Source organism: Kitasatospora sp. NPDC059795 (assembly GCF_042732175.1).
Taxonomy (GTDB): Bacteria; Actinomycetota; Actinomycetes; order Streptomycetales; family Streptomycetaceae; genus Kitasatospora.
Genome location: NZ_JBHWID010000015.1, coordinates 193,593 through 214,371, shown reverse-complemented (window position 1 = coordinate 214,371; position 20,779 = coordinate 193,593). Strand labels below are relative to the sequence as shown.

19 protein-coding genes are annotated in these 20,779 nt (G+C 73.0%); 6 read left to right on the top strand and 13 right to left on the bottom strand.

Annotated elements, in window-relative coordinates:
- Nucleotides 1-27: 27 nt before the first annotated feature.
- The 6 genes from ACFV4P_RS27970 to ACFV4P_RS27945 all read right to left on the bottom strand — a co-directional run bounded on the left by ACFV4P_RS27970 (nucleotide 28) and on the right by ACFV4P_RS27945 (nucleotide 5,700).
- Nucleotides 28-432: an SHOCT domain-containing protein gene (locus ACFV4P_RS27970; protein ID WP_380475650.1), complete on the bottom strand. Its 405-nt coding sequence runs from the start codon at nucleotides 430-432 to the stop codon at nucleotides 28-30.
- 152 nt (nucleotides 433-584) lie between these two features.
- A complete protein-coding gene (locus ACFV4P_RS27965) occupies nucleotides 585-941 on the bottom strand; it encodes a hypothetical protein (RefSeq protein ID WP_380475648.1) in 357 nt (118 codons plus the stop codon).
- A 40-nt stretch (nucleotides 942-981) separates the two neighbouring features.
- Nucleotides 982-1,614: a ubiquinol-cytochrome c reductase iron-sulfur subunit gene (locus ACFV4P_RS27960; protein WP_380475646.1), complete on the bottom strand. Its 633-nt coding sequence runs from the start codon at nucleotides 1,612-1,614 to the stop codon at nucleotides 982-984.
- Entirely contained in the window at nucleotides 1,611-2,228 is a 618-nt protein-coding gene (locus ACFV4P_RS27955; protein ID WP_380475644.1) for a 4Fe-4S dicluster domain-containing protein, read from the bottom strand. Before ACFV4P_RS27955 ends, ACFV4P_RS27960 begins: the two co-directional genes overlap by 4 nt.
- 6 nt (nucleotides 2,229-2,234) lie before the next feature.
- Nucleotides 2,235-4,535 (bottom strand): molybdopterin oxidoreductase family protein, encoded by a 2,301-nt coding sequence (locus tag ACFV4P_RS27950; RefSeq protein WP_380475642.1) that lies wholly within the window; start codon nucleotides 4,533-4,535, stop codon nucleotides 2,235-2,237.
- 25 nt (nucleotides 4,536-4,560) lie between these two features.
- The gene (locus tag ACFV4P_RS27945) at nucleotides 4,561-5,700 is read right to left on the bottom strand and encodes an MFS transporter (RefSeq protein WP_380475680.1); all 1,140 of its coding nucleotides are present in this window, start codon (nucleotides 5,698-5,700) and stop codon (nucleotides 4,561-4,563) included.
- 351 nt (nucleotides 5,701-6,051) lie between these two features.
- On the opposite strand from ACFV4P_RS27945, the gene ACFV4P_RS27940 reads away from it, so the two are divergent.
- Nucleotides 6,052-6,627, top strand: a complete 576-nt coding sequence (locus ACFV4P_RS27940; RefSeq protein WP_380475640.1) for a MarR family winged helix-turn-helix transcriptional regulator — start codon at nucleotides 6,052-6,054, stop codon at nucleotides 6,625-6,627.
- 234 nt (nucleotides 6,628-6,861) lie between these two features.
- Here the strand turns inward: ACFV4P_RS27940 and ACFV4P_RS27935 are convergent, their stop codons facing one another.
- The 4 genes from ACFV4P_RS27935 to ACFV4P_RS27920 form a co-directional block, all read right to left on the bottom strand.
- Nucleotides 6,862-7,698, bottom strand: coding sequence for an SDR family oxidoreductase (locus ACFV4P_RS27935; protein ID WP_380475638.1), 837 nt, complete (start codon nucleotides 7,696-7,698; stop codon nucleotides 6,862-6,864).
- Nucleotides 7,671-8,294: a GNAT family N-acetyltransferase gene (locus ACFV4P_RS27930; protein WP_380475636.1), complete on the bottom strand. Its 624-nt coding sequence runs from the start codon at nucleotides 8,292-8,294 to the stop codon at nucleotides 7,671-7,673. The genes ACFV4P_RS27935 and ACFV4P_RS27930 overlap by 28 nt, the downstream gene beginning before the upstream one ends.
- 121 nt (nucleotides 8,295-8,415) lie before the next feature.
- The gene (locus ACFV4P_RS27925) at nucleotides 8,416-8,640 is read right to left on the bottom strand and encodes a hypothetical protein (RefSeq protein WP_380475634.1); all 225 of its coding nucleotides are present in this window, start codon (nucleotides 8,638-8,640) and stop codon (nucleotides 8,416-8,418) included.
- Nucleotides 8,641-8,851: 211 nt separating this feature from the next.
- The gene (locus tag ACFV4P_RS27920) at nucleotides 8,852-9,892 is read right to left on the bottom strand and encodes a LacI family DNA-binding transcriptional regulator (RefSeq protein ID WP_380475632.1); all 1,041 of its coding nucleotides are present in this window, start codon (nucleotides 9,890-9,892) and stop codon (nucleotides 8,852-8,854) included.
- A 425-nt stretch (nucleotides 9,893-10,317) separates the two neighbouring features.
- Between ACFV4P_RS27920 and ACFV4P_RS27915 the strand changes: the two genes are divergently transcribed.
- The 5 genes from ACFV4P_RS27915 to ACFV4P_RS27895 all read left to right on the top strand — a co-directional run bounded on the left by ACFV4P_RS27915 (nucleotide 10,318) and on the right by ACFV4P_RS27895 (nucleotide 16,482).
- Nucleotides 10,318-11,469, top strand: coding sequence for a Gfo/Idh/MocA family protein (locus tag ACFV4P_RS27915; RefSeq protein WP_380475630.1), 1,152 nt, complete (start codon nucleotides 10,318-10,320; stop codon nucleotides 11,467-11,469).
- Nucleotides 11,470-11,664: 195 nt separating this feature from the next.
- A complete protein-coding gene (locus ACFV4P_RS27910) occupies nucleotides 11,665-12,813 on the top strand; it encodes a dihydrodipicolinate synthase family protein (protein WP_380475628.1) in 1,149 nt (382 codons plus the stop codon).
- Nucleotides 12,810-13,670: a sugar phosphate isomerase/epimerase family protein gene (locus ACFV4P_RS27905; RefSeq protein WP_380475626.1), complete on the top strand. Its 861-nt coding sequence runs from the start codon at nucleotides 12,810-12,812 to the stop codon at nucleotides 13,668-13,670. Before ACFV4P_RS27910 ends, ACFV4P_RS27905 begins: the two co-directional genes overlap by 4 nt.
- A 211-nt stretch (nucleotides 13,671-13,881) precedes the next feature.
- A complete protein-coding gene (locus ACFV4P_RS27900; protein ID WP_380475624.1) occupies nucleotides 13,882-14,982 on the top strand; it encodes a glycerate kinase in 1,101 nt (366 codons plus the stop codon).
- Nucleotides 14,983-15,672: 690 nt separating this feature from the next.
- The gene (locus ACFV4P_RS27895; protein ID WP_380475622.1) at nucleotides 15,673-16,482 is read left to right on the top strand and encodes a class I SAM-dependent methyltransferase; all 810 of its coding nucleotides are present in this window, start codon (nucleotides 15,673-15,675) and stop codon (nucleotides 16,480-16,482) included.
- On the opposite strand, the gene ACFV4P_RS27890 is transcribed toward ACFV4P_RS27895, so the two are convergent.
- The 3 genes from ACFV4P_RS27890 to mptB all read right to left on the bottom strand — a co-directional run bounded on the left by ACFV4P_RS27890 (nucleotide 16,452) and on the right by mptB (nucleotide 20,419).
- Complete coding sequence (locus ACFV4P_RS27890) at nucleotides 16,452-17,645, bottom strand: DUF4037 domain-containing protein (protein ID WP_380475620.1); 1,194 nt, start codon at nucleotides 17,643-17,645, stop codon at nucleotides 16,452-16,454. The genes ACFV4P_RS27895 and ACFV4P_RS27890 overlap by 31 nt on opposite strands.
- A gap of 75 nt (nucleotides 17,646-17,720) precedes the next feature.
- Nucleotides 17,721-19,019: a glycosyltransferase 87 family protein gene (locus ACFV4P_RS27885; RefSeq protein ID WP_380475618.1), complete on the bottom strand. Its 1,299-nt coding sequence runs from the start codon at nucleotides 19,017-19,019 to the stop codon at nucleotides 17,721-17,723.
- A complete protein-coding gene (mptB, locus tag ACFV4P_RS27880) occupies nucleotides 19,013-20,419 on the bottom strand; it encodes a polyprenol phosphomannose-dependent alpha 1,6 mannosyltransferase MptB (RefSeq protein WP_380475616.1) in 1,407 nt (468 codons plus the stop codon). The genes ACFV4P_RS27885 and mptB overlap by 7 nt, the downstream gene beginning before the upstream one ends.
- Nucleotides 20,420-20,779 lie beyond the last annotated feature (360 nt).

Genomic DNA, 20,779 nt, shown 5'->3' with positions numbered 1-20,779 from the left:
TCCTCCCGCCCGCCTCTCGGCGGGTTCTCAGGCGAGCAGTTTGGCCTTGGCCGCGCGGAATTCGTCCTCGGAGATGGCGCCGCTGTTCTTCAGGTCGGCGAGCCGGGCGAGTTCGTCGACGTGTCGCGGTCCGGCGTCGCGGTTCTCGGTGCCGGCGGCTTTGCGGATGTAGTCCTGGAAGCCGCTCTCGGCCTGCATGGCGAGTGCCCGGTCGCGGTTGCCCATGGACTTGCCGCGGGCGATCAGGTAGACGAGGACGCCGATGTAGGGCAGCAGGATGACGAAGGCCGTCCAGCCGGCCTTGCCCCAGCCACCCATGTCGTGGCTGCGGAAGATGTCGGTGACGACCTTGAACAGCAGGAAGAGCCAGAGAATCCAGAGGAAGAACCACAGCATGGTCCAGAACAGGTTGAGCAACGGATAGTCGTCCATCGGGAGCTCCCTTTCCACAGGTCCTTCGAGAGGTATCACCACATTCCGGGCACCGCACTCTCAGCGGCGGACAGCGGCGGGCAGCGGCGGCCAGTGGCGGGCAGCGGTGAACGGCAGTGGGCGGCGGTGCGCTGTGGTGCGCAGTGGTGCGCTCAGCGGTCGTACGGGGTGACGCGCCACGCGAGCAGGACGACCAGGAAGGACGCGGCGCTGAAGCCGGTGGACCACCAGGCGGTGGCGATCTCGCCGCGCATCCAGGCGTCGGTGGCGACGGTGAGGGCCCACAGTTGGCCGATGACGACGGTGATGGCGAGCCCGACGCGGGCGGAGAGGATCGCGGAGCGTTCCGGCTGCTGGTCGGTGCCCGCGCCGGGGCCGGGGCCGGTGGCGGTGACCCGGGCGTCGGCGTAGCCGGAGGTCGGCCGGATCTGCGGATAGCGTTCGTGGAGGGGCCGGTTGAGGCGCGGCTCGTCGCTGCCGGGGTGGTAGCCCTCCGGGAAGTGGCTCACCGGACGCCCCCGCGTTCGGTCGACTCGCTGCGCTGATGGGTCATTGGCCGCTCTTCCGGTTCGGGCAGCCGGCGGCGTCCGCCAGTGCCGGGTTGCGTTGGCGCAGGCCCCGGCACAGGCCCGCCTGTTCGTCCTCGCCGGAGCGGGCGGTGCCGATCGCCCAGACCGCGCCCTGGCCGTCCTCGACGACGATGACCTTGGGCAGCGGCCGGGGCGGCGGTCCGGCCGTCACCACGCCGGTGCGGGAGTCGAACTTCCCTTCGTGGCAAGGACAGTAGAGGTCGCCTTCGGGTCCGTGGTCGCGTCGCCAGAGCACGCCGCAGGCGAGGTGGGTGCAGACGGTGGAGTAGCCGACGAGGGTGCCGTCGGGCAGCCGGATCGCCATCGCGCGGTCGTCCTCGCCGGGGTAGTCGAAGCTCACCGCCTGCCCGCGTTCCAGCCGGTCGGCGACCTTCAACGGGGGTGCGCTGCCGTCGCCGTGGCGGTGCAGCACGCCGGCGGAGACGACGGTGGAGCCGACCACCAGGCCGCCGGAGACGGTGGTGACGATCCGCAGGTAGTCGCGGCGGGTGGTGAGCGGGTCGGCGCTGATCCGTTCGCGCAGCGCGGCCTGTTCGGCCCGGTGTCGGTCCTCGGCGCCGTCCGGCTCGGGCGGGTCGGTGGGGCTGGTCACGCCGGGGCTCCGTTCCCGGGCGTGGGACGCCCGTTGACCTCGATCAGGTTCAGCAGGCCGCCGGGGACGGGTGCGCGGCGCTCGGGCGGCACGACCATGGCGACGCCGGTGGAGACGGTGGTGGCGCCGAAGGTGAACGCGGTGGAGACGTCCACGCCGGGCCGTTCGGCCTGCAACTCCTCGACGGTGCCGTAGAACAGGGCGCCGGTCGGGCAGACGGTGGCGCACATCGGGGCCAGGCCGTAGGAGGTGCGGTCGTAGCAGAGGTTGCACTTCATCTGGAGCTTCGCCGCGAGGTCGATCTTGGGCACGCCGAACGGGCAGGCGTTGACGCAGTTCCCGCAGCCGATGCAGCGGGTCGGGTCGGCTTCGTGGACGACGCCGTCGGCGGTGATCAGGATCGCATCCGCGGGGCAGACCTCGGCGCACGGGGCGACCGGGTCCTCGCAGTGCATGCACACGGTGGGCATCGAGGCGGTGGTGCGGCCCTCGTCGGTGTAGTCGAGGTGGATCATCGACTTGCCGCGGTGCGAGTCGCATTCGCGGCACGCCGACACGCAGGCCTGACAGCCGATGCAGCGGCCCGGGTCGATGAAGATGGTGCGTCCCAGCATCGCGGTTCAGCCCCTCTCTCCGGTGCCGCGGCCCTGCGGCGAGGTCGGCGGCAGCGGGTCGGTCCGCGACGCCTGGGCCTCCGGGTACGCCTCGCGGCCCGGCGGGGTGGGCGGCGCGGGCACCTCGTCGACGGACCGGGCGCGTTCGATCCGCACCGCGCACACCTTGTACTCGGGGATCTTCGAGCGCGGGTCGAGGGCGTCGATGGTCAACTCGTTGGCGGCCACCGGGTACGGCCAGTGGTAGGGCACGAACACGTGGTCGGGCCGGATCGCCTCGGTGACCAGCGCCGGCAGCACCTCGCTGCCGCGGCGGGTCACCACCCGCACCGGCTCGCCGTTGCGGAAGCCCTGCGAGGGGTGCACCTCCACCCACGGACGCGGCGTCTGCTCGACCAGCGCGCCCAGCCGGCGGGTCTGGTTGCCCGACAGGAAGTGCGCGACGGTGCGGCCGGTGGTCAGCGTCATCGGGAACTCGTCGTCGTACGGGTCGGCGGGCAGGTGCCACTCGACCGCCTGGAGGTGGATCTTCCCGTCCGGGTGGTAGCTCCTGCCGTCCTCGAACAGCCTTGGCGTGCCCGGGTGTTCGAGGCCCGGGCAGGGCCACACCAGGCCGCCGGTCTGCTCCAGCCGCTCGTAGGTGATGCCGTAGTAGTCGATCACCGTGCCGGCCGAGGCGCGGCGCAGTTCGTCGAACACCTCGCGCGATCCCACGAAGGCGAACTTGCTTCCCACGCCCAGGCGTCGGGCGAGTTCGCACATCACCCAGGTGTCGGTGCGCACCCCCTCGGGGGGTTCCTGCGCCTTGTTGTGCTTGACGACGCGGGCCTCGGCGTTGGCCATCACGCCCTCGTCCTCGGCCCAGGTGGTGACCGGGAACACCACGTGCGCGTTGGCCGCGGTCTCCGAGAGGAAGAAGTCGAACTGGGCGTGGAACTCCAGCTTGTCGTAACCGTCCTTCACCACCGCGTAGTTCGGCAGCGAGACGAACGGGTTGTTGCAGACGCCGATCAGGCCGCGGATCTCCTGGCGCTGCATCTGCCACACCATTTCCATCATCGACGTTCCGGCGGGCGGGAGTTCGGCCTCCTCGATGCCCCAGATCGCGGCGATCTGCCGGCGGTGCGCCGGGTCGTTGATGGAGCGGCCGCCGGGGAGCAGGTCGGACTTCTGGCCGTGTTCGCGGCCGCCCTGCCCGTTGCCCTGGCCGGTCAGCGTGCCGTAACCGGCCCCCGGGCGGCCGAGGTTGCCGGTGGCGGTGCACAGGTTGATGACGGTCAGGCAGTTCTCCACGCCCTGGGTGTGGTGCTCGATGCCGCGCGCGTGCCAGCCCATCGCCCGCCGCGCCCGGCCGAACGCCCTTGCCACGTCGACGATTTGCTCGGCGGGGACGCCGCAGATCCCGGCGGCCCGGCTCGGCGGGTACGCCTTGACGGCGGCCTTCACCTCCGGCCAGCCGGTGGTGTTCGCCGCGAGGAACGCCTCGTCGGTCAGCCCCTCCTCGACGATCACGTGCAGCACCGCGTTGAAAAAGGCGGAATCCGTACCGGACTTGAGCGCGACGTGGATGTCGGCGGTGCGGGCGACCGCGGTCTCCCGCGGGTCGACCACGATCAGCGTCGCGCCGCGGTCCCGGGCACCCCACACGTACTGGGTCAGCACCGGGAAGCACTCGCCGACGTTGGACCCGGCGATCAGCAGGCAGTCGGTCTGCAGGATGTCGGCGAACGGGTTGGCCGCCCGATCGATGCCGAAGGCCAGCTTGTTGGCGCCCGCGGCGCTCACCATGCACAGCCGGCCGTTGTAGTCGACGTGCCGGGTCCGCAGTGCGACCCGGGCGAACTTGCCGACCAGGTAGGTCTTTTCGGAGAACAGGCTGGCGCCGCCGAGCATCCCGAACGCGTCCCGGCCGTGCTCGCGCTGGATCCGGCCGATCTGTCCCACCGTGAACTCCAACGCCTCGTCCCAACTCACCTCCCGCAGCGGCTGGTTGCGGTCCCGGCGCATCAGCGGCGCGGTCAGCCGGTCCGGGTGGTTGACCTGCTGGTAGGCGTTGATTCCCTTGGGGCACAGGCGCATTCGGTTGATGTCGTGGTTGCGCGGCTCCACCCCGAACACCTTGCCGCGGCCGTCCACCCGCAGGTACATGCCGCACTGGATGCCGCAGAAGCAGCAGTGCGTGGGGACGAGGGTCTGCTCGGTCTGGTCGGCCCGCCAGGCGGCGGCGGGCAGGCCGCCCGCGTCGCGGAAGCTGCGCGTCCCCAGCGGGGCGACGCTCGGGTCCAACGGGACGTGCTCGGCGGTCACTTGGGCCCTCGCTCGACATCGGCGGTCACTTGAAGCCTCGTTTGACGCTCGACAGGTACGCGGAGCCGCGCAGCACCCGCTTGCAGCGCGGGCAGTACTCGGCCCACTCGTCGAAGCCGAGCCGCAGGTCGCGCATGGTGGCGCGCAGGTTGTCGACGGCGGCGACGGTGTCGATCGGCTGCCCGCAGCGGCGGCACACCCGCAGCTCCTCGGCGTCCGAACCCCTGCGCCGCGTCGTGTACTTGAACAGCTGCATGCCGACCGCGGCCGGGCGCTGCACGATGTGGAAGAACTTCCCGAACGGCAGGTAGACCAGGGTGAGCACCACCGACACCATGTGCAGGATCGCCAGGAACTCGTAGCCCCCGCCGTGCAGGAACATCTCGGAGAAGGTCAGCAGCAGGCCGGTCACCGAGATGGTGAGCAGCGCCAGCAGCGGGAGGAAGTCGTAGCCGAAGCGCTGGCCGGTGGTCGCCGCCCGGTCCCGCACCCGCCGCCACAGGAAGTAGCCGACGCCGCCGATCACCATCACCGCGGCCAGGTCGAGGCCGTGGTAGAGCGCCCAGCCGAGGAAACTGCCCGAGTCGAAGCCGAACAGCTTCAGCCCCCACAGCCGCATCTCGTAGCCCGGGCCGCTCGCGCTGGAGGAGGTGAAGGTGAACCAGCCCCAGGTCAGCGGGAAGGTGATGGCTGCCGCCAACAGGCAGCCCCAGAAGATCAGTTGGTGCGCGGCCCAGCGGGCGTGCGAGCGGGCGCCGAGGAACTTCTGGAAGCCCAGGTAGGTGGCCGCCATCCTCGGCAGCGCGGTCGGCGAGTTTCGCAGGTTCTCCCAGGACAGCGCGGCGCGCCAGCCCTCCACGAACAGCCGGCGGGCGGCCGGGGCGGAGACCCACACCGTGTAGCGGTACACCACGCCGAAGGTCAGGAACACCGAGGCGACCGCGTACGGCACCAGCGCCGAGTCGAAGTCCCGCAGCCCCCGGCTGCCGAGCAGGATCGCCAGCACGAGCAACGCGCTCGCCGCGGCGGCCACCAGCGAGGCCCGGCCGGTCGGCGAGTGCGTCTCGCCCGGCGGCGGGCCCGCCCGCACGGCGCCCCGGCGGTAGGGCGGCGGGCCGTCCGCCGCGGAGGGGCCCCCGGCGGCCCCGGGGGGCGGCGGTGTCACGGCCACGCGCACTCTCCCAGCACTCGACAGCTCGATCCGGTGGTCGATCGGACGGTCGGGCCCGGGCGGCGCCCCGGGGCCTGGGACGGCCCGGCGCGGCCCGGCGCGGCCTGCCGCGGCTCGGTGCTGCTTGGTGCGGCGTTCGGCCCCGACATCCTCTCGGCTTCGGACGCTAGCGAGCACTCCGGTCTTCCCGCGCGCCCACTGCACCCCCGGCGGCGCGTCGCTGCGCCGAACGGCGGAACGCATCGCAGCGGTCGTCAAGATGCTTTCTGTTATGGGCTGTTGATCGCACAGCGCCTTTCGGTCAGGGGTGGACCGGAAGGCCCGCGGCAGTTAGGGTACTGCTTCATGTTGAAGGACGTACATAACTCATCCGCTCCCGAACCCACCCTTGCCGAGGACCCCGACGGCCACCTCTACGACCCCGGCGTGCGCGACTCGATGCGCGCCTTCGCCCTCGGCGACGACACCCTTGCGCTGGAGGCCGCCGCCGCCGTCCGCTCCGCCTCCCAGGCCGTCGACCGGCTGCGCGCCCACGGCGCGGGCGGCCGCGGGCTGAGCGCCGGGGCCCTCGACCTGCTCACCCGGCTCGGCAACGCCGACGAGGCCGGTCTGACCATCGGCGAACTGGCCCGGGCGGCCGGCGTCAGCTCCCGCAACGTCACCGGCCTGGTCGACACCCTGGAACGCGAGTCCCTGGCCCGCCGCGTCCAGCACCCCGAGGACCGGCGCTCCGTCCGCGTCACCGTCACCCCCGCCGGCCGCGAGTGGCTGGACGCGTTCCGGCTGCCCACCCAGCGCGCCATGTCGGCGATCTTCCGCGGCTTCACGCCGGAGGAGCTCGCACAGTTCCGGCACCTGTGCCTGCGCCTGGTCGTCAACCAGCAGCAGCTGGAGCACTACCTCTCCGCAGGGCGGTCCTGACGGGACAGCAACTCCGGCCTGTCGCTTCCGTGCCCGCGACCGACCGGAGTTGCTCATCCCCGGGCACTTGTCGACCTCTTCTGCCCGTCAGGACGGGTTCGGCGGTCGAAATGCGTCGGCGTTGCGTACGCACCAGACGGCGAACGTACCCGGCCGGCACCCGAGCAGCCGCTCCACGGCGTCCGAGCACCCGCTCCGCGGTGTCGGTGCGCAGGCCCACGGTGTCGGCCCGCATCAGCCTGAACCCCTCGCCGAGGGCGTCGGCCGGTGCCCGGGGCGCGCCGCCCGGGAAGCGCGCCCGGACGGCCTCGCCGGGTGTGCGTGCCGTACGGACCTCGATGCTGCGGCCATGCTGCGGCCGAGGGTTGCGGCGAGGATCCGCACCTGTTCGGCGACCGTCAGGCACTCGTCGCCGGTCAGCACGTACTCGGTGCCCCGATGGCCGTCCTCGGTGAGGACCTTGGCGGCGACGGCCGCGACGTCCGCAGGGTCGATGGGCGCGATCCGGCCCGGACCGACCGGGTCCAGGACGTAGCCCTCCGCGCCGATCGTCCCCACCCACTCCAGGGCGTTGGTCATGAATCCTCCGGGCCGCAGAACGGTGGCCGGGACGCCGCCGGCGCGCACGATCTCCTCGCGCGCGTGGTGCCGGCGCCCCAGCACGTCCCTCTGCCCGCCCAGCAGGGTGGCGGACGACAGGTGCACCAGGTGCCGCACTCCCTCCGGCCCGGGCGGCGGCGACGACGTTGCGACGGCGTGCTCGGTGTGCGCGGCACCGATGCCCGGCGTGAGCAGGAACATCTTCTCCACGCCCGCCAACGCGCCTTCCAGCGCGGCCGGTTCGCCCAGGCCGCCGACCACGCGTTCGGCGCGGGCGGGCAGCGCGGCCGCGCGGGCCGGGTCGCGGACCAGCAGGCGCAGCTCGGCGTCCCTCGCGTCGAGCGCGCGGACCAGGTGCCGGCCGAGGTTTCCGGTCGCGCCGGTGATCCACCGGTCGGCGGCCGAGCTGCCGGCCGCCGCCCCGGCGGACGCCTGATCACGGCTCAGCCGAGGCCCAGCGCCGGCCGGCACTCCTCGACGCCGACCAGTTCGATGTCGTCGCGGCGGCCCTTCTCCCAGGCGTCCCGCGTCAGCCTCCAGCGCTGGATCGGCGCGAGCTCGCCGCGACGGGTGTCCCACGTGGTGCCGTTCGGCTCGTAGCCCAGCGTGCGGGACACCTTGTTGGACGCGTGGTTGTCGGCGAAGGCGTCGCTCTCGGCCTCACGCGCGTCCAGCCCCGCGAACGCCAAGTGCAGGACAGCCGACCGCATTTCCTTCCCAATCCCGGCCCCGCGCCGTCCGGGCGCCAGCCACGAGAAGGAGGACACCACTCCGAACCTGGTGAAGTCGGAACCCACCAGGTCCTGCATCCCGACCGGCTCGCCGTCCACCAGCACCACGAAGTACAGCCGCCAGAAGCTCTCGCTCACCCGCGCCCGCCCCGCCCAGATCGCCCGCAGCCACTGCCACTCGCGCGGCGGGTTGTCCGCGTACAACGACATCGGATCGTCGAACGGCCACGGCGGCGCATCGGCAACTCCCGCCCGTACCACCGGAACCAGCCGCTCCAGCAACTCGTCCGACGCCCCGGCGAGCGTCAGCCGCGGCGTCCGTACCTGGACATTCAAGGGAGGGTAGGTGTGATGCACATCCGGACGCTACGAGCGCCCCGCCGCCACGCGCAATCGACTTTCCACGCGCCCTCCCGGCCTCAACACCGGTGCCGCAGGCCCGCTTTGACGATCGACGTCAGTGCAGCTCGCACTCCCATGCCTCCAGTGCGGCCTCGCCCGGCGGCAACTCCCCCGTGCAGTACTGGTAGAGCCACGTCGCCGCCCGTCGCTCGGCGTACTTCTCGTTGACCGGCTCCCCCTGCGCGTCCAGTTCGAGGACGTTCACGAAGATGGCGAAGCAGATCTCCGCCTGCGACGGCGAATCCCGCAGCTCCTCCCAGTAGTCGATCCCCGCCAACATCGGATGCCCCACCGACCCCCGGGCGAGCCACCCGGCAAACCGCCGAATCGCCCCGGAGGCACCGGGCGTCACACGCGAAGCCATGCCGGGCAACCTACCCGCCCGACGCCGGCGCGCGAACGGCAGCCCGACGAGCACGGGTTCGTGGCAGAACTCGCGCGCCGGGCCGACGCCCCGGAAGCGGGCCGACCGGCGCGCCTCCGACGCCGCGTCAGTCGGTCCTGGGCGCGGCCGTGCTGTCGCGCAGCACCACCTCGGCGAAGGCGGAGCTGGTCTCGGGCTTGCCCCGGCCGCTCTCGCGCAGCGCGAGGCGGACGGCGGACGCGCCCATCTTGGCGAGCGGGAGGCGGACGGTGCTCAGGGCCGGGGCGAGGTCGGTGGCGAGCGGGATGTCGTCGAAGCCGGCCACCGAGATCTGCTCGGGGACGGAGATGCCTCGGTCGCGAAGCTCCGCGAGGACGCCGGCGGCGCAGATGTCGGAGAGGGCGAGCACGGCGGTGGGCAGCGGGGTTCCACTCTCCTGGGCGACGTCCAGAATGCGGGCCATCGCGGCGCGACCGCCCTCCCGGGTGAACTCCGTGCGCTGGAGCATCCCTTCGCCCAGCGTCAGGTCGCTCTCGCGCAGGGCGTCGAGGACGCCGTCGAGGCGGTCCTCGGCGACCCGCATCCGCTCGGGGCCGGTGATCACCGCGAAGCGGCGGTGGCCGAGCAGGCCCAGCGAGTGGGTGAGCGAGGCGGCACCCTCCCGGTTGGCGACCTCGACGGTGTCGTACAGCGGGCCGTGATCGGTGATCGCGGCCACCCGACCGCCCTGCTCCTGGTACGCCGTCAGCGCCTCGTCCAACTGCTGGAGCACCGCGACGTCGTTGTACGCCGACCCGGCCAGCACGATCGCCCGGACCCGGTGCGCGTGCAGCATCCGGATCGCCTCCAGCTCGCGCCGCGGGTCGCCGTCCGTGCTGGTCACCAGCGACATCAGGCCCGCCCGGGCCGCCGCGTCGCCGACACCCCGGGCGATCCCGCCGAAGTACGGGTCGGCGACGTCGTGCAGCAGCACCCCGATGGTCGCGCCGGACGAGCGGGCCAGGGCCTGCGCGGGCGCGTTCGGGAGGTAGCCGAGGGCGTCGGCACTCGCCCGGACCTTCGCCGAGAGTTCCTCCGTCACCGACCGCGCCGAGCCGTTCAGGGCCCGGGAGGCGGTGGCCAGCGAGACACCAGCGTGCCGCGCCACATCCCCGAGAGTGACAGCCACCCGATTGCTCCCCGTTTCCCTCGCCCTGCTCGCCGATGATCGAGGGACAGGGTACCGCCCGGCCCGGCCCGGTCGACCGACGCGAGCACAGCTCCTTGACCGGGGCGGGCGGGCCGCTTAGCCTCGGCGCATGGAAAGCGCTTTCCAAGGGTCTTGCGCGGCTAGCATGGAAAGCGCTTTCCAACAGTCTGCACAATGCCGCACAGGGCTTCTGCAGCACCTTCGACCCACCCCCTCGAACACCACGGCGGGCGGGTCGGCCGGCCGAGCCGGAAAGCGCTTTCCCGCACCGCCTCGCCACGCCCGGCGGGCGCAAACGGTAAGCGCTTTCCCGCTCCACCGGCCGACCCGCGCCCGTCACCCCTGTCGTTCCACCTCCTGTCGTTCCACCTCACCACCATCTCCGCCCACGGAAAGGACCCCCCATGTCCCGCAGGGTCATCGGCATCGTCATGAACGGCGTCACCGGCCGGATGGGTTACCGCCAGCACCTGGTGCGCTCGATCCTGGCCATCCGCGAACAGGGCGGTCTGCCGCTGGGCGACGGCCAGGTGCTGTGGCCGGAGCCGATCCTGGTCGGGCGCAGCGCCGCCAAGCTGGAGGAGTTGGCGAAGCGCCACGGCCTGTCGCACTGGACCACCTCGCTGGACGAGGCGCTGGCGCACCCGCTGGCGGAGATCTACTTCGACGCGCAGGTCACCCCGGCCCGCGAGTCCGCCATCAAGGCGGCGATCGCCGCCGGGAAGCACATCTACACGGAGAAGCCGACCGCCGAGTCGCTGGATGCGGCGCTGGAGTTGGCGCGTCTGGCCCGGGGGGCCGGGGTCTGCAACGGCGCGGTGCAGGACAAGCTGTTCCTGCCGGGCCTGCTGAAGCTGAAGCGGCTGGTGGACGGCGGTTTCTTCGGTCGCATCCTGTCAGTGCGCGGCGAGTTCGGCTACTGGGTGTTCGAGGGCGACTGGCAGGACGCGCAGCGTCCGTCCTGGAACTACCGGGCCGAGGACGGCGGCGGCATGATCCTGGACATGTTCCCGCACTGGCGTTACGTGCTGGACGGCATCATCGCCCCGGTCCGCTCGGTGTACGCGCACACGGCGACGCACATCCCGCAGCGGGTGGACGAGCAGGGCCGCCCGTACCCGGCGACGGCGGACGACGCGGCGTACGGCGTGTTCGAGCTGGAGGGCGGGATCGTCGCGCAGGTCAACTCCTCGTGGGCGGTTCGGGTGGACCGGGACGAACTGGTGGAGTTCCAGGTGGACGGCACCGAGGGCAGCGCGGTCGCCGGCCTTCGCAACTGCCGTATCCAGCACCGTGGTTCGACCCCGAAGCCGGTGTGGAACCCGGACCTGCCGGCCACCGAGCAGTTCCGTGAGCAGTGGCAGCAGGTGCCGGACAACGCCGAGTTCGACAACGGCTTCAAGGTGCAGTGGGAGCTGTTCCTCAAGCACGTCGTGACGGGCGCGCCGTACCAGTGGGACCTGCTGGAGGGCGCCAAGGGCGTGCAGCTGGCCGAGCTGGGCCTGCGCTCGGCCCGCGAGGGCCGCCGTCTGGACGTGCCGGAGCTCAGCCTCTGACGCGCTGCGCGTCCGCCTTCGGGTGCCCCCGCAGCCCGGCAAACCGGCAAACCGGCAAACCGGACGGACAGACGGCGCGAGTCGGCACCCGGCTCCGCCGCCCGTCCGGCCCGCCCGACCCCTCCACAGTTGCGCACCCCCTCCCCCTCCCCTCCTGCCGATCCTCGCGGTCGGCCGATCCCAAGGCCTGACACCATGACTCATCTCGATCTGCCCGGCATCGGCCGGTACCAGTTGCGCGAGCCCGTGGCGCTCGCCGCCCCGTCGGGGCCGGCCTCGTCGCGGGTGGCGTTCGCGGCCGCCCATGTGGTGGCCGACCCGCTGGGCGGGAACGCGCCCGGTGCACCGGCCGCCGTGGACTGGGAGGGCACGCTCAAGTTCCGGCACCGGCTCTGGGAGTTGGGCCTCGGCGTCGCCGATGCGATGGACACCGCGCAGCGCGGGATGGGCCTGGACTGGGCCGCCACCCAGGAGCTGATCGCCCGTTCGGGTGCGGCGGCGAAGTCCGTCGGCGGCCGACTGGCGTGCGGCGCGGGAACGGACCAACTGGCCTCCGTGAACGTCTCGTTGGCCGAGGTGTCGGCGGCGTACGAGGAGCAGCTCACGGTGGTCGAGGCGGCGGGTGCGCAGCCGATCCTGATGGCGAGCCGGGCGCTGGCGGCGTCGGCGCGCGGCCCGGAGGACTACCTGTCGGTGTACGGAAAGCTGGTCGAGCAGGCCGAACGGCCGGTGATTCTGCACTGGTTGGGCGAGATGTTCGACCCGGCGCTGGCGGGCTACTGGGGTTCGGCGGATCTGGACGAGGCCGCGCAGACGGTGCTGGAGCTGATCCGCAGCCACCCGGGTCGGATCGACGGCATCAAGGTGTCGCTGCTGGACGCGGGCCGGGAGATCGCGTTGCGGCGTGAACTGCCGTCCGGGGTACGGATGTACACGGGCGACGACTTCAACTACCCGGAGCTGGTGCGGGGTGACGAGGTCGGTCACAGTGACGCGCTGCTGGGCGTGTTCGACCCGATCGCGGAGGTCGCGGCGGCGGCGCTGCAGGCGTTGGACGCGGGTGAACTCGCGCGCTACGACGAGCTGTTCGAACCGACGGTGCCGCTGGCCCGGCACCTGTTCGCGGCGCCGACGTTCCACTACAAGACCGGCATCGTCTTCCTGGCGTGGCTGTGCGGGCACCAGGACCACTTCACCATGGTGGCAGGTGCGCAGAGCGGCCGTTCGGTGAGCCACCTGGTGGAGTTGTTCCGACTGGCCGACGCGGCCGGGGTGTTGGGCGATCCGGAGTTGGCGGCCGGTCGGATGCGGGAGTTCCTGGCGCTGGCAGGAGTGCAGGCATGAGCGGGGCGGCGCTGAAGGCGGCCGAGGGATGCGAGCGGCTGTCGCTGAACCAGATCACCACCAAGGGCTGGACCTTGGAGGAGGCGGTGCGCGGCTGCGTGGACGCCGGCATCCCGGCGATCGGCCTCTGGCGGGACAAGGTCGCCGAGGCGGGCCTGGCCCGGGCGGCGCGGCTGTGCCGGGACGCGGGTCTCGCGGTGAGCAGCCTGTGCCGGGGCGGGTTCCTGACGGCGGGCGACCAGGAGGCGCGCCGGGCGGCGTTCGCGGACAATCTGGCGGCGATCGAGGAGGCGGCCGAACTCGGCACCGACACCCTGGTGTTGGTGGTGGGCGGTCTGCCGTCGGGCAGCCGTGACCTGGTCGGGGCGCGTCGCCAGGTCGCCGACATGATCGGTGAACTCGCCCCGCACGCGGGCGACTTCGGGGTCCGGCTGGCGATCGAGCCGCTGCACCCGATGTTCTGCGCGGACCGGGCGGTGGTCTCCACCCTCGGCCAGGCGCTGGACCTGGCCGAGGCCCACCCGGCCGAGCAGGTCGGTGTCGTGGTGGACAGCTACCACGTGTGGTGGGACCCGGAGTTGGAGCAGCAGATCGCACGGGCGGGGGCGGGCAACCGGATCGCCTCGTACCAGGTGTGCGACTGGACACTGCCGCTGCCGTCGGACGCGCTGCTGGGCCGGGGCCACGTCGGCGACGGCCACATCGACTTCGGCCGGCTGACCGACCAGGTGGCCGCCGCCGGCTGGGACGGCTGGATCGAGGTCGAGCTGTTCAACGAGAAGGTGTGGAACACCCCGGGCGAGCAGACCCTCGCCACCCTGAAGGAGCGGCACCGCACGCACATCGTGCGAGGCTGAGGCCCCTTCGGGCGGGCGCGAGGGCGGGTCGGTCGGCATTCGCGGCCGGCTCGCCCTGTCGCGTCGCGTCGCGTCGCTTCGTGTCGCAGCACGCCGTGTCGTGTCGTGTCGCAGTGTGTCGCGTCGCGTCGTGTCGTGGTGGTGGGCGCGGGTTGTGCTCCGGTTGGCTGGTGGGACCGGTGTCGGGATCGAGAGAGTCGGAGGTGGGCGGATGCGGATCGTCGTGGCGCCGGATTCGTTCAAGGGGACGATCGACGCGGCGGACGCTGCCGAGGCGCTGGCCTCGGGCTGGCGTTCGGTGCGGTCGGCGGACGAGGTGCGGTGCGTACCGATGGCGGACGGCGGCGAGGGCACGTTGTCGGCCGTCGCCTCCGCCAGTCCGGGCGCCCGGCTGGTCGACGTCCCGGACGTGACCGGCCCGGACGGCCGCCCAGTGCGCGGGCAGTTCGCGTTGCTGCCGGACGGCGCGGCCGTGGTCGAGCTGGCCGTGGCCAGTGGACTCCCGTTGCTGGGCAGCGAGTTGCGCCCGCTGACCGCCACCACCCGGGGCACCGGCGAGACCATCGCCGCCGCGCTGGACGCCGGTGCGACCCGGCTGCTGATCGGCCTCGGCGGTTCGGCGTCCACCGACGGCGGCTTCGGCCTGCTGTCCGCACTCGGCGCCCGCCTGCTGGACGGCTCCGGTCGCACCATTCCTGACGCTGCGTCAGATCTCGATGCCGCACTCGACGCTGCGGCCTCCTTCGACCGTTCACGGATCCGCTTCGCCCCGCCCGGCGGGGTGGTGCTGCTCACCGACGTGACCAACCCGCTGCTCGGCGCGCGCGGCGCGGCTGCGGTGTACGGGCCGCAGAAGGGCGCCGGCGAGCGCGAACTTCCGCTGCTGGAGCGCCGATTGACGCGGCTGGCCGAGCTGATGGGCGGCGACCCTTCACATCCGGGCGCGGGCGCGGCGGGCGGCACGGGCTACGGGCTGCTCGCGGGCTGGGGCGCGGTGGTCGACCCGGGTGCCCCGGCGGTGGCCCAACTCCTCGACCTTCCAGACCTGTTGGCCGATTCCGATCTGCTGATCACCGGCGAGGGCCGCTACGACGCGACCAGCCTCCAGGGGAAGGCCGTCGGCGAGGTGGTGCGCCTGGCCGAGGTGGCGGGCGTCCCGTCGACCGTGGTGGCCGGCGAGTCGACGGCCGCCGGGGTACTCACCCTCGCCTCGCTGGCGGGCTCGTCGTCCGCGGCCCGCACCGAGCCGGCCCGCTGGCTGCACCGGGCGGGCGCCGTGCTGGCGGAACGCTGGCCGGCGTCGCACACCTGACCGTCCGCCGGACCGGCGGACGGACGCCGGACGGTCCCGTCGGCGTCAGGCCGCCGCTCCGGCGGACAGTCCCGACAGCGGCGCCCCGCGTCCGGTCCCGACCGGCGTGCCCCGGACGTCACACGGGCCGACCTGGTGTCGCGGCCACCGCTCGGCGGCTGTTCGCCGGTCCAGCCGTTGCAGTTCTCGAAGCCGGTCTCGACCGTCCCGCGGAACGCCAGTGCCTCGTAACCAATGCCGAGGGTGTCGAGCAGGAGGTCGAGCGCCGCGTCCACGTCGTCCACACTGTGGCCCACGCCGACCAGCGTGTACCTGACTCGCGCATCGGGTCCTGGCTCAGCGTGCAGTCGGTCCTCCCGATGCGGAAGGCCGCCGCGTCCGCCCGACCGAGCCCGTCCCAGCCGCGCTCGACGGTCGGCAGCTGGCGGGCGGGGTTGTGCCGGCGCTGGCTCGACGGTGCCGGTTCCCACTCGGGCTCGGGCCCCGGAACCTCGATCGTCGCCATGTCGTCCGCTCCGCCTCCCCGTCGAACCCCGCCGTTCGACGCTCATGACAGGCCGGCGCCACCAGCAACCCTCGGCCGGGCGGGCGACATCCTGCGGAACGCCTCCTGCCCGCCGCCCGCCGACCGTGACGCACCGTCCGATAATCCGTTGACCAGCACACGTCGACCCGGAAGGCTGCATCGCCATGTCCACTTTCTCTGACGACGCCTGGCCCGACTCTCTCCCTCCCGCCGACTGGACGGACTGGGCTGCGGCCAACCGCGCGAACTGGGACGAGCGGGTGCCGGTCCATGTCGGCGGGGCGTTCTACGACGTGCCGGCGTTCGAGGCCGGCGCGGAGGTGCTGCGGGACTTCGAGCTCGCGGAGGTCGGCGACGTGACGGGAAAGCGCTTGCTGCATCTGCAGTGCCACATCGGTCTCGACACCCTTTCGTGGGCGCGGCGCGGCGCGCTAGTGACGGGGCTGGACTTCTCCGAACCGGCGCTGGTGGAGGCCGCGCAGCTGGCGGAGCGGATCGGGGCGGCCTCGGCGCGCTTCGTCGCCGCCGACGTGTACGGCGCGGTGGAGGCGCTCGACGGCGAGACCTTCGACGTGGTGTACACCGGCATGGGCGCGCTGAACTGGCTGCCGGACGTTGCCCGTTGGGCGCGGACGGTGGCGGCGCTGGTCCGCCCGGGCGGGTTCGTGTACCTGGCGGAGTTCCACCCGTTCGCGGAGCTCGTCGCGGACGACGGCCGCACCCTGGTGGAGGACTACTTCGACCGCGCGCCGGCCGTCCTGGACACGCCGGGCAGCTATGCCGACCGGGCGGCGCGCATGTCGGCCACCCGCACCGTGCAGTGGCGGCACGGCGTCGGCGAGGTGGTCAGCGCGCTGGCGGCGGCCGGGCTGCGTCTGGAGTTCCTCCACGAACACGCGCACGGCCACTTCCTCCTGCCGCCCGGCCCCCGCGTCCCCCTGGTCTACTCGCTGCGCGCCTCCCGCCCGTCCTGAACCCAACCGGACCTACTCAGGACGTCGACGGCCGCCTGGACGGCCGCGGGGTGGGCGAGCAGGTCGGTGCTGTCGGCCCACTGGTCGACGGCCCCGGTCAGCGGGAGGCTGCGCAGTTCGGGGTCGGTGACGGTGTGTTGCAGGGCCTGGGCGAACCGCTCCGCGTGCAGCACCTGATAGGGGCGACTGTGGTACGGCCGACGGGCCGGATCGAGCGGCTCGGTGAGCCCCAGCGCGTTGTGGGCGCGGGCGGCCGCCTCGTAGGCGTCGCACAGGCGCCGTTCGCGCGTGTCCGGGTCGGTGGCGGCGAGGGCGGCCCGCAGCGCGGGCCCGAGGGCGGGGTCGGCGGGCAGGCGGGCGAACGCCCGGCCCAGCCACTTGCTGTAGGGCGCGTACGTGCGGTGTTGCAGCAGGGTGAGCCGCATCAGGTCGTGCGCCAGGCGGGCTGCGACGACGGCGGCCCCGAGTTCGTCGCCGGTCTCCGCGCAGCGGCCGACGAACGCCTCTTCCTGGGCGATGCGTTGCCATCGGCAGGCCATCAGGTGCCGCCACAGCTGGTCGGGGTACCAGTGGAGGCGTCGGCGGACGGCGGTGAGAGTGCCGTGGTCGTCTCGCAGGACAGTGCCGGCGACCAGTTCCGCGAGCCGCTGTTGCGGGAGGGCCAGCCAGTCGGCGGTGGTGGGGTCGGTGTCGATCCAGGCGGCGGCACGGGGGCCGAGCCGCTCGGTGAGCCAGCCGGGCAGGTGGTGGACCGTGACGCGGTGGTCGACGGTGGCGCCGGTGGCAGGTTCGAGGTGGCTGACCGGGTCGTGCGGGTCGCCGGTGCGCCGGAAGTGGGTGGACCAGCCGTGAACCTGCCGGGGCAGCCGTTCCGCGAGCAGCCCGGTGATGGCCCCGCCGTGCCGCTCGGCGTCCTCGGGAGTGAGGAAGAGCTGGAGTCGCGGCCCCCAGTCGTGGTCGGCGGAGCGGACGGTGTCGAAGCCGAGCACCTCGGAGCCCGGCCCGATCCGCGCGGCGGCGTACCGAAGCAACGGGTAAGCGCTTTCCAGCAGGGGTCGGACGGCGTCCTCGTACAGCGCTGCGGCAAGTTCCAGCCCCGGGACGAACGGCGGCTCCGGGACGTTCGGCGACTCCGGGACGTTCGGCGACTCCGGCGTGATCATGCCGCCCACTGTGGCAGTGGGCACCGCCGTGGTCCACCGCATATCCGCACGCCCCCGGCACCCGCGCGAGCCCGCTCAGCCGACGGCGGCTGGGCGCTTGCGGGGACGCCCGGGACCGCCCGGCTTCGCAGTGCCCGGATTCTCGGTGCCCGGGCTCTCGGTTCCCGGGCTCTCGGTGCCCAACCGGGCGGTGCGGCCCGGCGACATCGCGGCGGGGGCCGGGCCGTCGTCGGGACGGTGGCGGATCGGCATGGCGACCAGCAGCGCGAACGTCACCAGGACGTAGGCGCTGCCGCCGAACAGTGTGCCGGGAGTGCGCCCGTCGGGGCGCCAGAGCCACACCATGCCGCTGGAGATGACGAGTTGGAGCAGCCAGCTGACGGCGAGCACTCCCCGGCGGCGTTCACGCAGGGCGGCCTCGGCGAGGACGACGAGTGCGGGCAGCGCCCATACCAGGTGGTGCACCCAGGTGATCGGGCTGACCAGGCAGCAGGCGAGCCCGGTGAGACTGTAGGCGGCGAGGCTGTCGCGGGCCCGGGCGGCGTGGCGCAGCCGGTGGGTCCAGATCACGAGGACGGCAAGCGAGGCGGCCACCCACAGGGTCCGGCCCGGGAGTTGGGGCCCGAGGCGGGCGATGAGGCCTTGCAGCGACTGATTGGACATGTTGGCGAAGCCGCCGACCCGGTCGGTGTCCCAGAGGGTGGCGGCCCAGAACTGCCGTGAGACCTCGGGGCCGATCAGGAAGCCCAGTCCGGTGGCCCCCAGCGCGGTGGCGGCGGCGGTGCCGGCGGCGCGCCACTGCCGGGTGATCAGCAGGTGGACGATGAACAGCGCGGGCGTGAGCTTGATCGCGGCGGCCAGCCCGGTGCCGACGCCGGCCAGGAACGTCCAGCGGCTGTCGGCGAGTCGGCGGTCCGCGAAGACCAGGGCGACCAGCAGCAGGTTGACCTGGCCGAAGCTGAAGGTGTCCCGCACCGGGTTGGTGAGGGCGCACAGGCAGGCCGCCAGCCCGAATGCGTACCAGCGGCACCAGCCGTACCGGCGGGCGATCGGGTCGATCAGCCAGTACAGCAGCAGGGCGGTGGCGGCGGCGGACAGCGTGACGCCGACCGCGATCGCCGGGTGCCAGCCGAAGAGGCGCATCGGCAGCATGCAGAGCGCGGCGAACGGCGGGTAGGTGAACCCGTAGGCGGTGCCGGGGCGGACGTAGTCGTAGAGCCGGCCGGTGTCGAACCAGTGCCGCACGGTGCCGTAGTACACGCCGATATCGAACCAGCCGCGATGCCCGGGGATGACGGCCAGGACGAGGGCGGTCACGAGCACCGCGCCGACAAGAACCGTGATCCGGGCGGCGGTCGTCCCCCGGGTCAGCACGCCAACTGCCTCTCTCTGAACGGCATCCCGCGTTCGGCGGCCAGCACGGCGACGGCCCCGATCGCGAACCCGCCGACGGCGAGCACCAGTTCCGCGCCGTCCGGGCTGAACCCGTCCGGCATCAACGTGAACGCCAGGACCGCACAGGCGAGTTCGACGCCCCGGCGGAAGCCCGGCGTGCGCACGGCGAACGCGGCAGGCAGGACCGCCCACAGCGCGTACCAGGGCCGGAAGGCCGGCCCGAGGACGACCAGCGCCGCGAACGCGGCCGCCAGCGCGGCCATAGGTTCGATCTCGCTGCGGACAACTCGTCGCGCCAGTAGAGCGATTGCGACCGCCGCGAGCGCCAGACCGACCAGCCGGGCCGCGGCGACCGCGCCGTCCGCCCCCACGCCGGCGACCTCGGCGGCGAACCGGCCGAGGCTGGTGCTGAGCGACCAACTGGTACCGGTGGCGGAGGTAGTGAGCGCGGCGACCCACCCGTACCCGGTGCCGGCGGCAGCGGTCACGGCGAGCACGGTGACGGCCGCCGCACCCAACACCCTTGCCGCTGTGCCCAGTTGATTCCGCCTTCCGCGACCGGCGGCGGCGACCAGCGCAAACACCACGGGCAGCGCGAGCACGGCCGGAGCCTTCACCAGCGCCGCCGAGGTCACCAGCGCTGCGGCGAGCAGCACCCGCCCCCGGGCGGCGGCGAGCAGGCCGCCGAGCAGCAGGGCGAGCGCCGGGGCGTCGTTGTGCGCGCCGCCGATCAGATGGAGCAGCACCAGCGGGTTGAGCGCGCCGAGGCGCAGCGCGGTGGCGGGGTCGGTGCCGAGGGTGCGGGCGAGAACGGGCAGCAGGGCGGCGAGTGCGGCGACGGCGAGTACGGCGGCCACGCGCAGCAGCAGTGTTCCGGCCCAGGGGTGTTCGGCGAGCGGGGCGGTGGCGCGGGCCAGCAGCAGGAAGGCGGGGCCGTAGGGGGCGGGGGTGTGTTGCCAGACTTGCGGTATCTGTGCGGCCGTTGGTCCGCCGAGGTCGGCGGGGCCGTACTTGTAGACGTCCAACCCGTGGGCGAGCATGGCACCTTGGGCGAGGTAGCTGTAGGCGTCACGGCTGAACAGTGGCGGCACGAGCAGCAGCGGGGCGGCCCACCAGGCCAGGGTGGTGGTCAACCATCGCGTGCCGGGCGGTGGTTGGCCTTCGCCGGGGCGTCCGACGAGCAGCCATGCGGCGGTCAGGACGGCGAGTCCGGCGAAGACCAGCGCGGTGCCGGCACCGCCGGAGGCGCGCAGGGTGGGGCCGGTGTCGGCGGCGGGTCGAGCGCCTGCGGTGAGGGCGCCGGCGGCGAGGGCGAGCGAACCGAGGAGTCCGAGCCACCGGTACCGGCCCGGGTAGGCGTTCGCGCCCGTGTTCGGCATGTCGGGAACGGTGGCAGAGCGCAGTGGCGGCCGGGCGACGGGTCCGCGTCCGGCAGATGGCCGCGGAACGTCCGGATCGGTGGGTGCCGCCCAGGCCTGCGAACACGCCCGTCGGGGCCGGCGAACACGCCCGCCAAGGCCGGCGAACACGCCCGCCAAGGCCGCCGAACACGCTCGCCCAGGCCGCCGAAAAAGCTCGCCCGGGCCGCGAACTGCTGAACTCCGGTTGCCGAACCGGTCATTCAGCATGTGCACATCTGTTCTCCGTCGGGCGTCCATCTGAGGGCCAGTCGGGTCGGGGAGACATACCCGTGCCGCTCGTGACCGGCGCCGCCCGACCGGCGGACCGGGCGTGGGCGT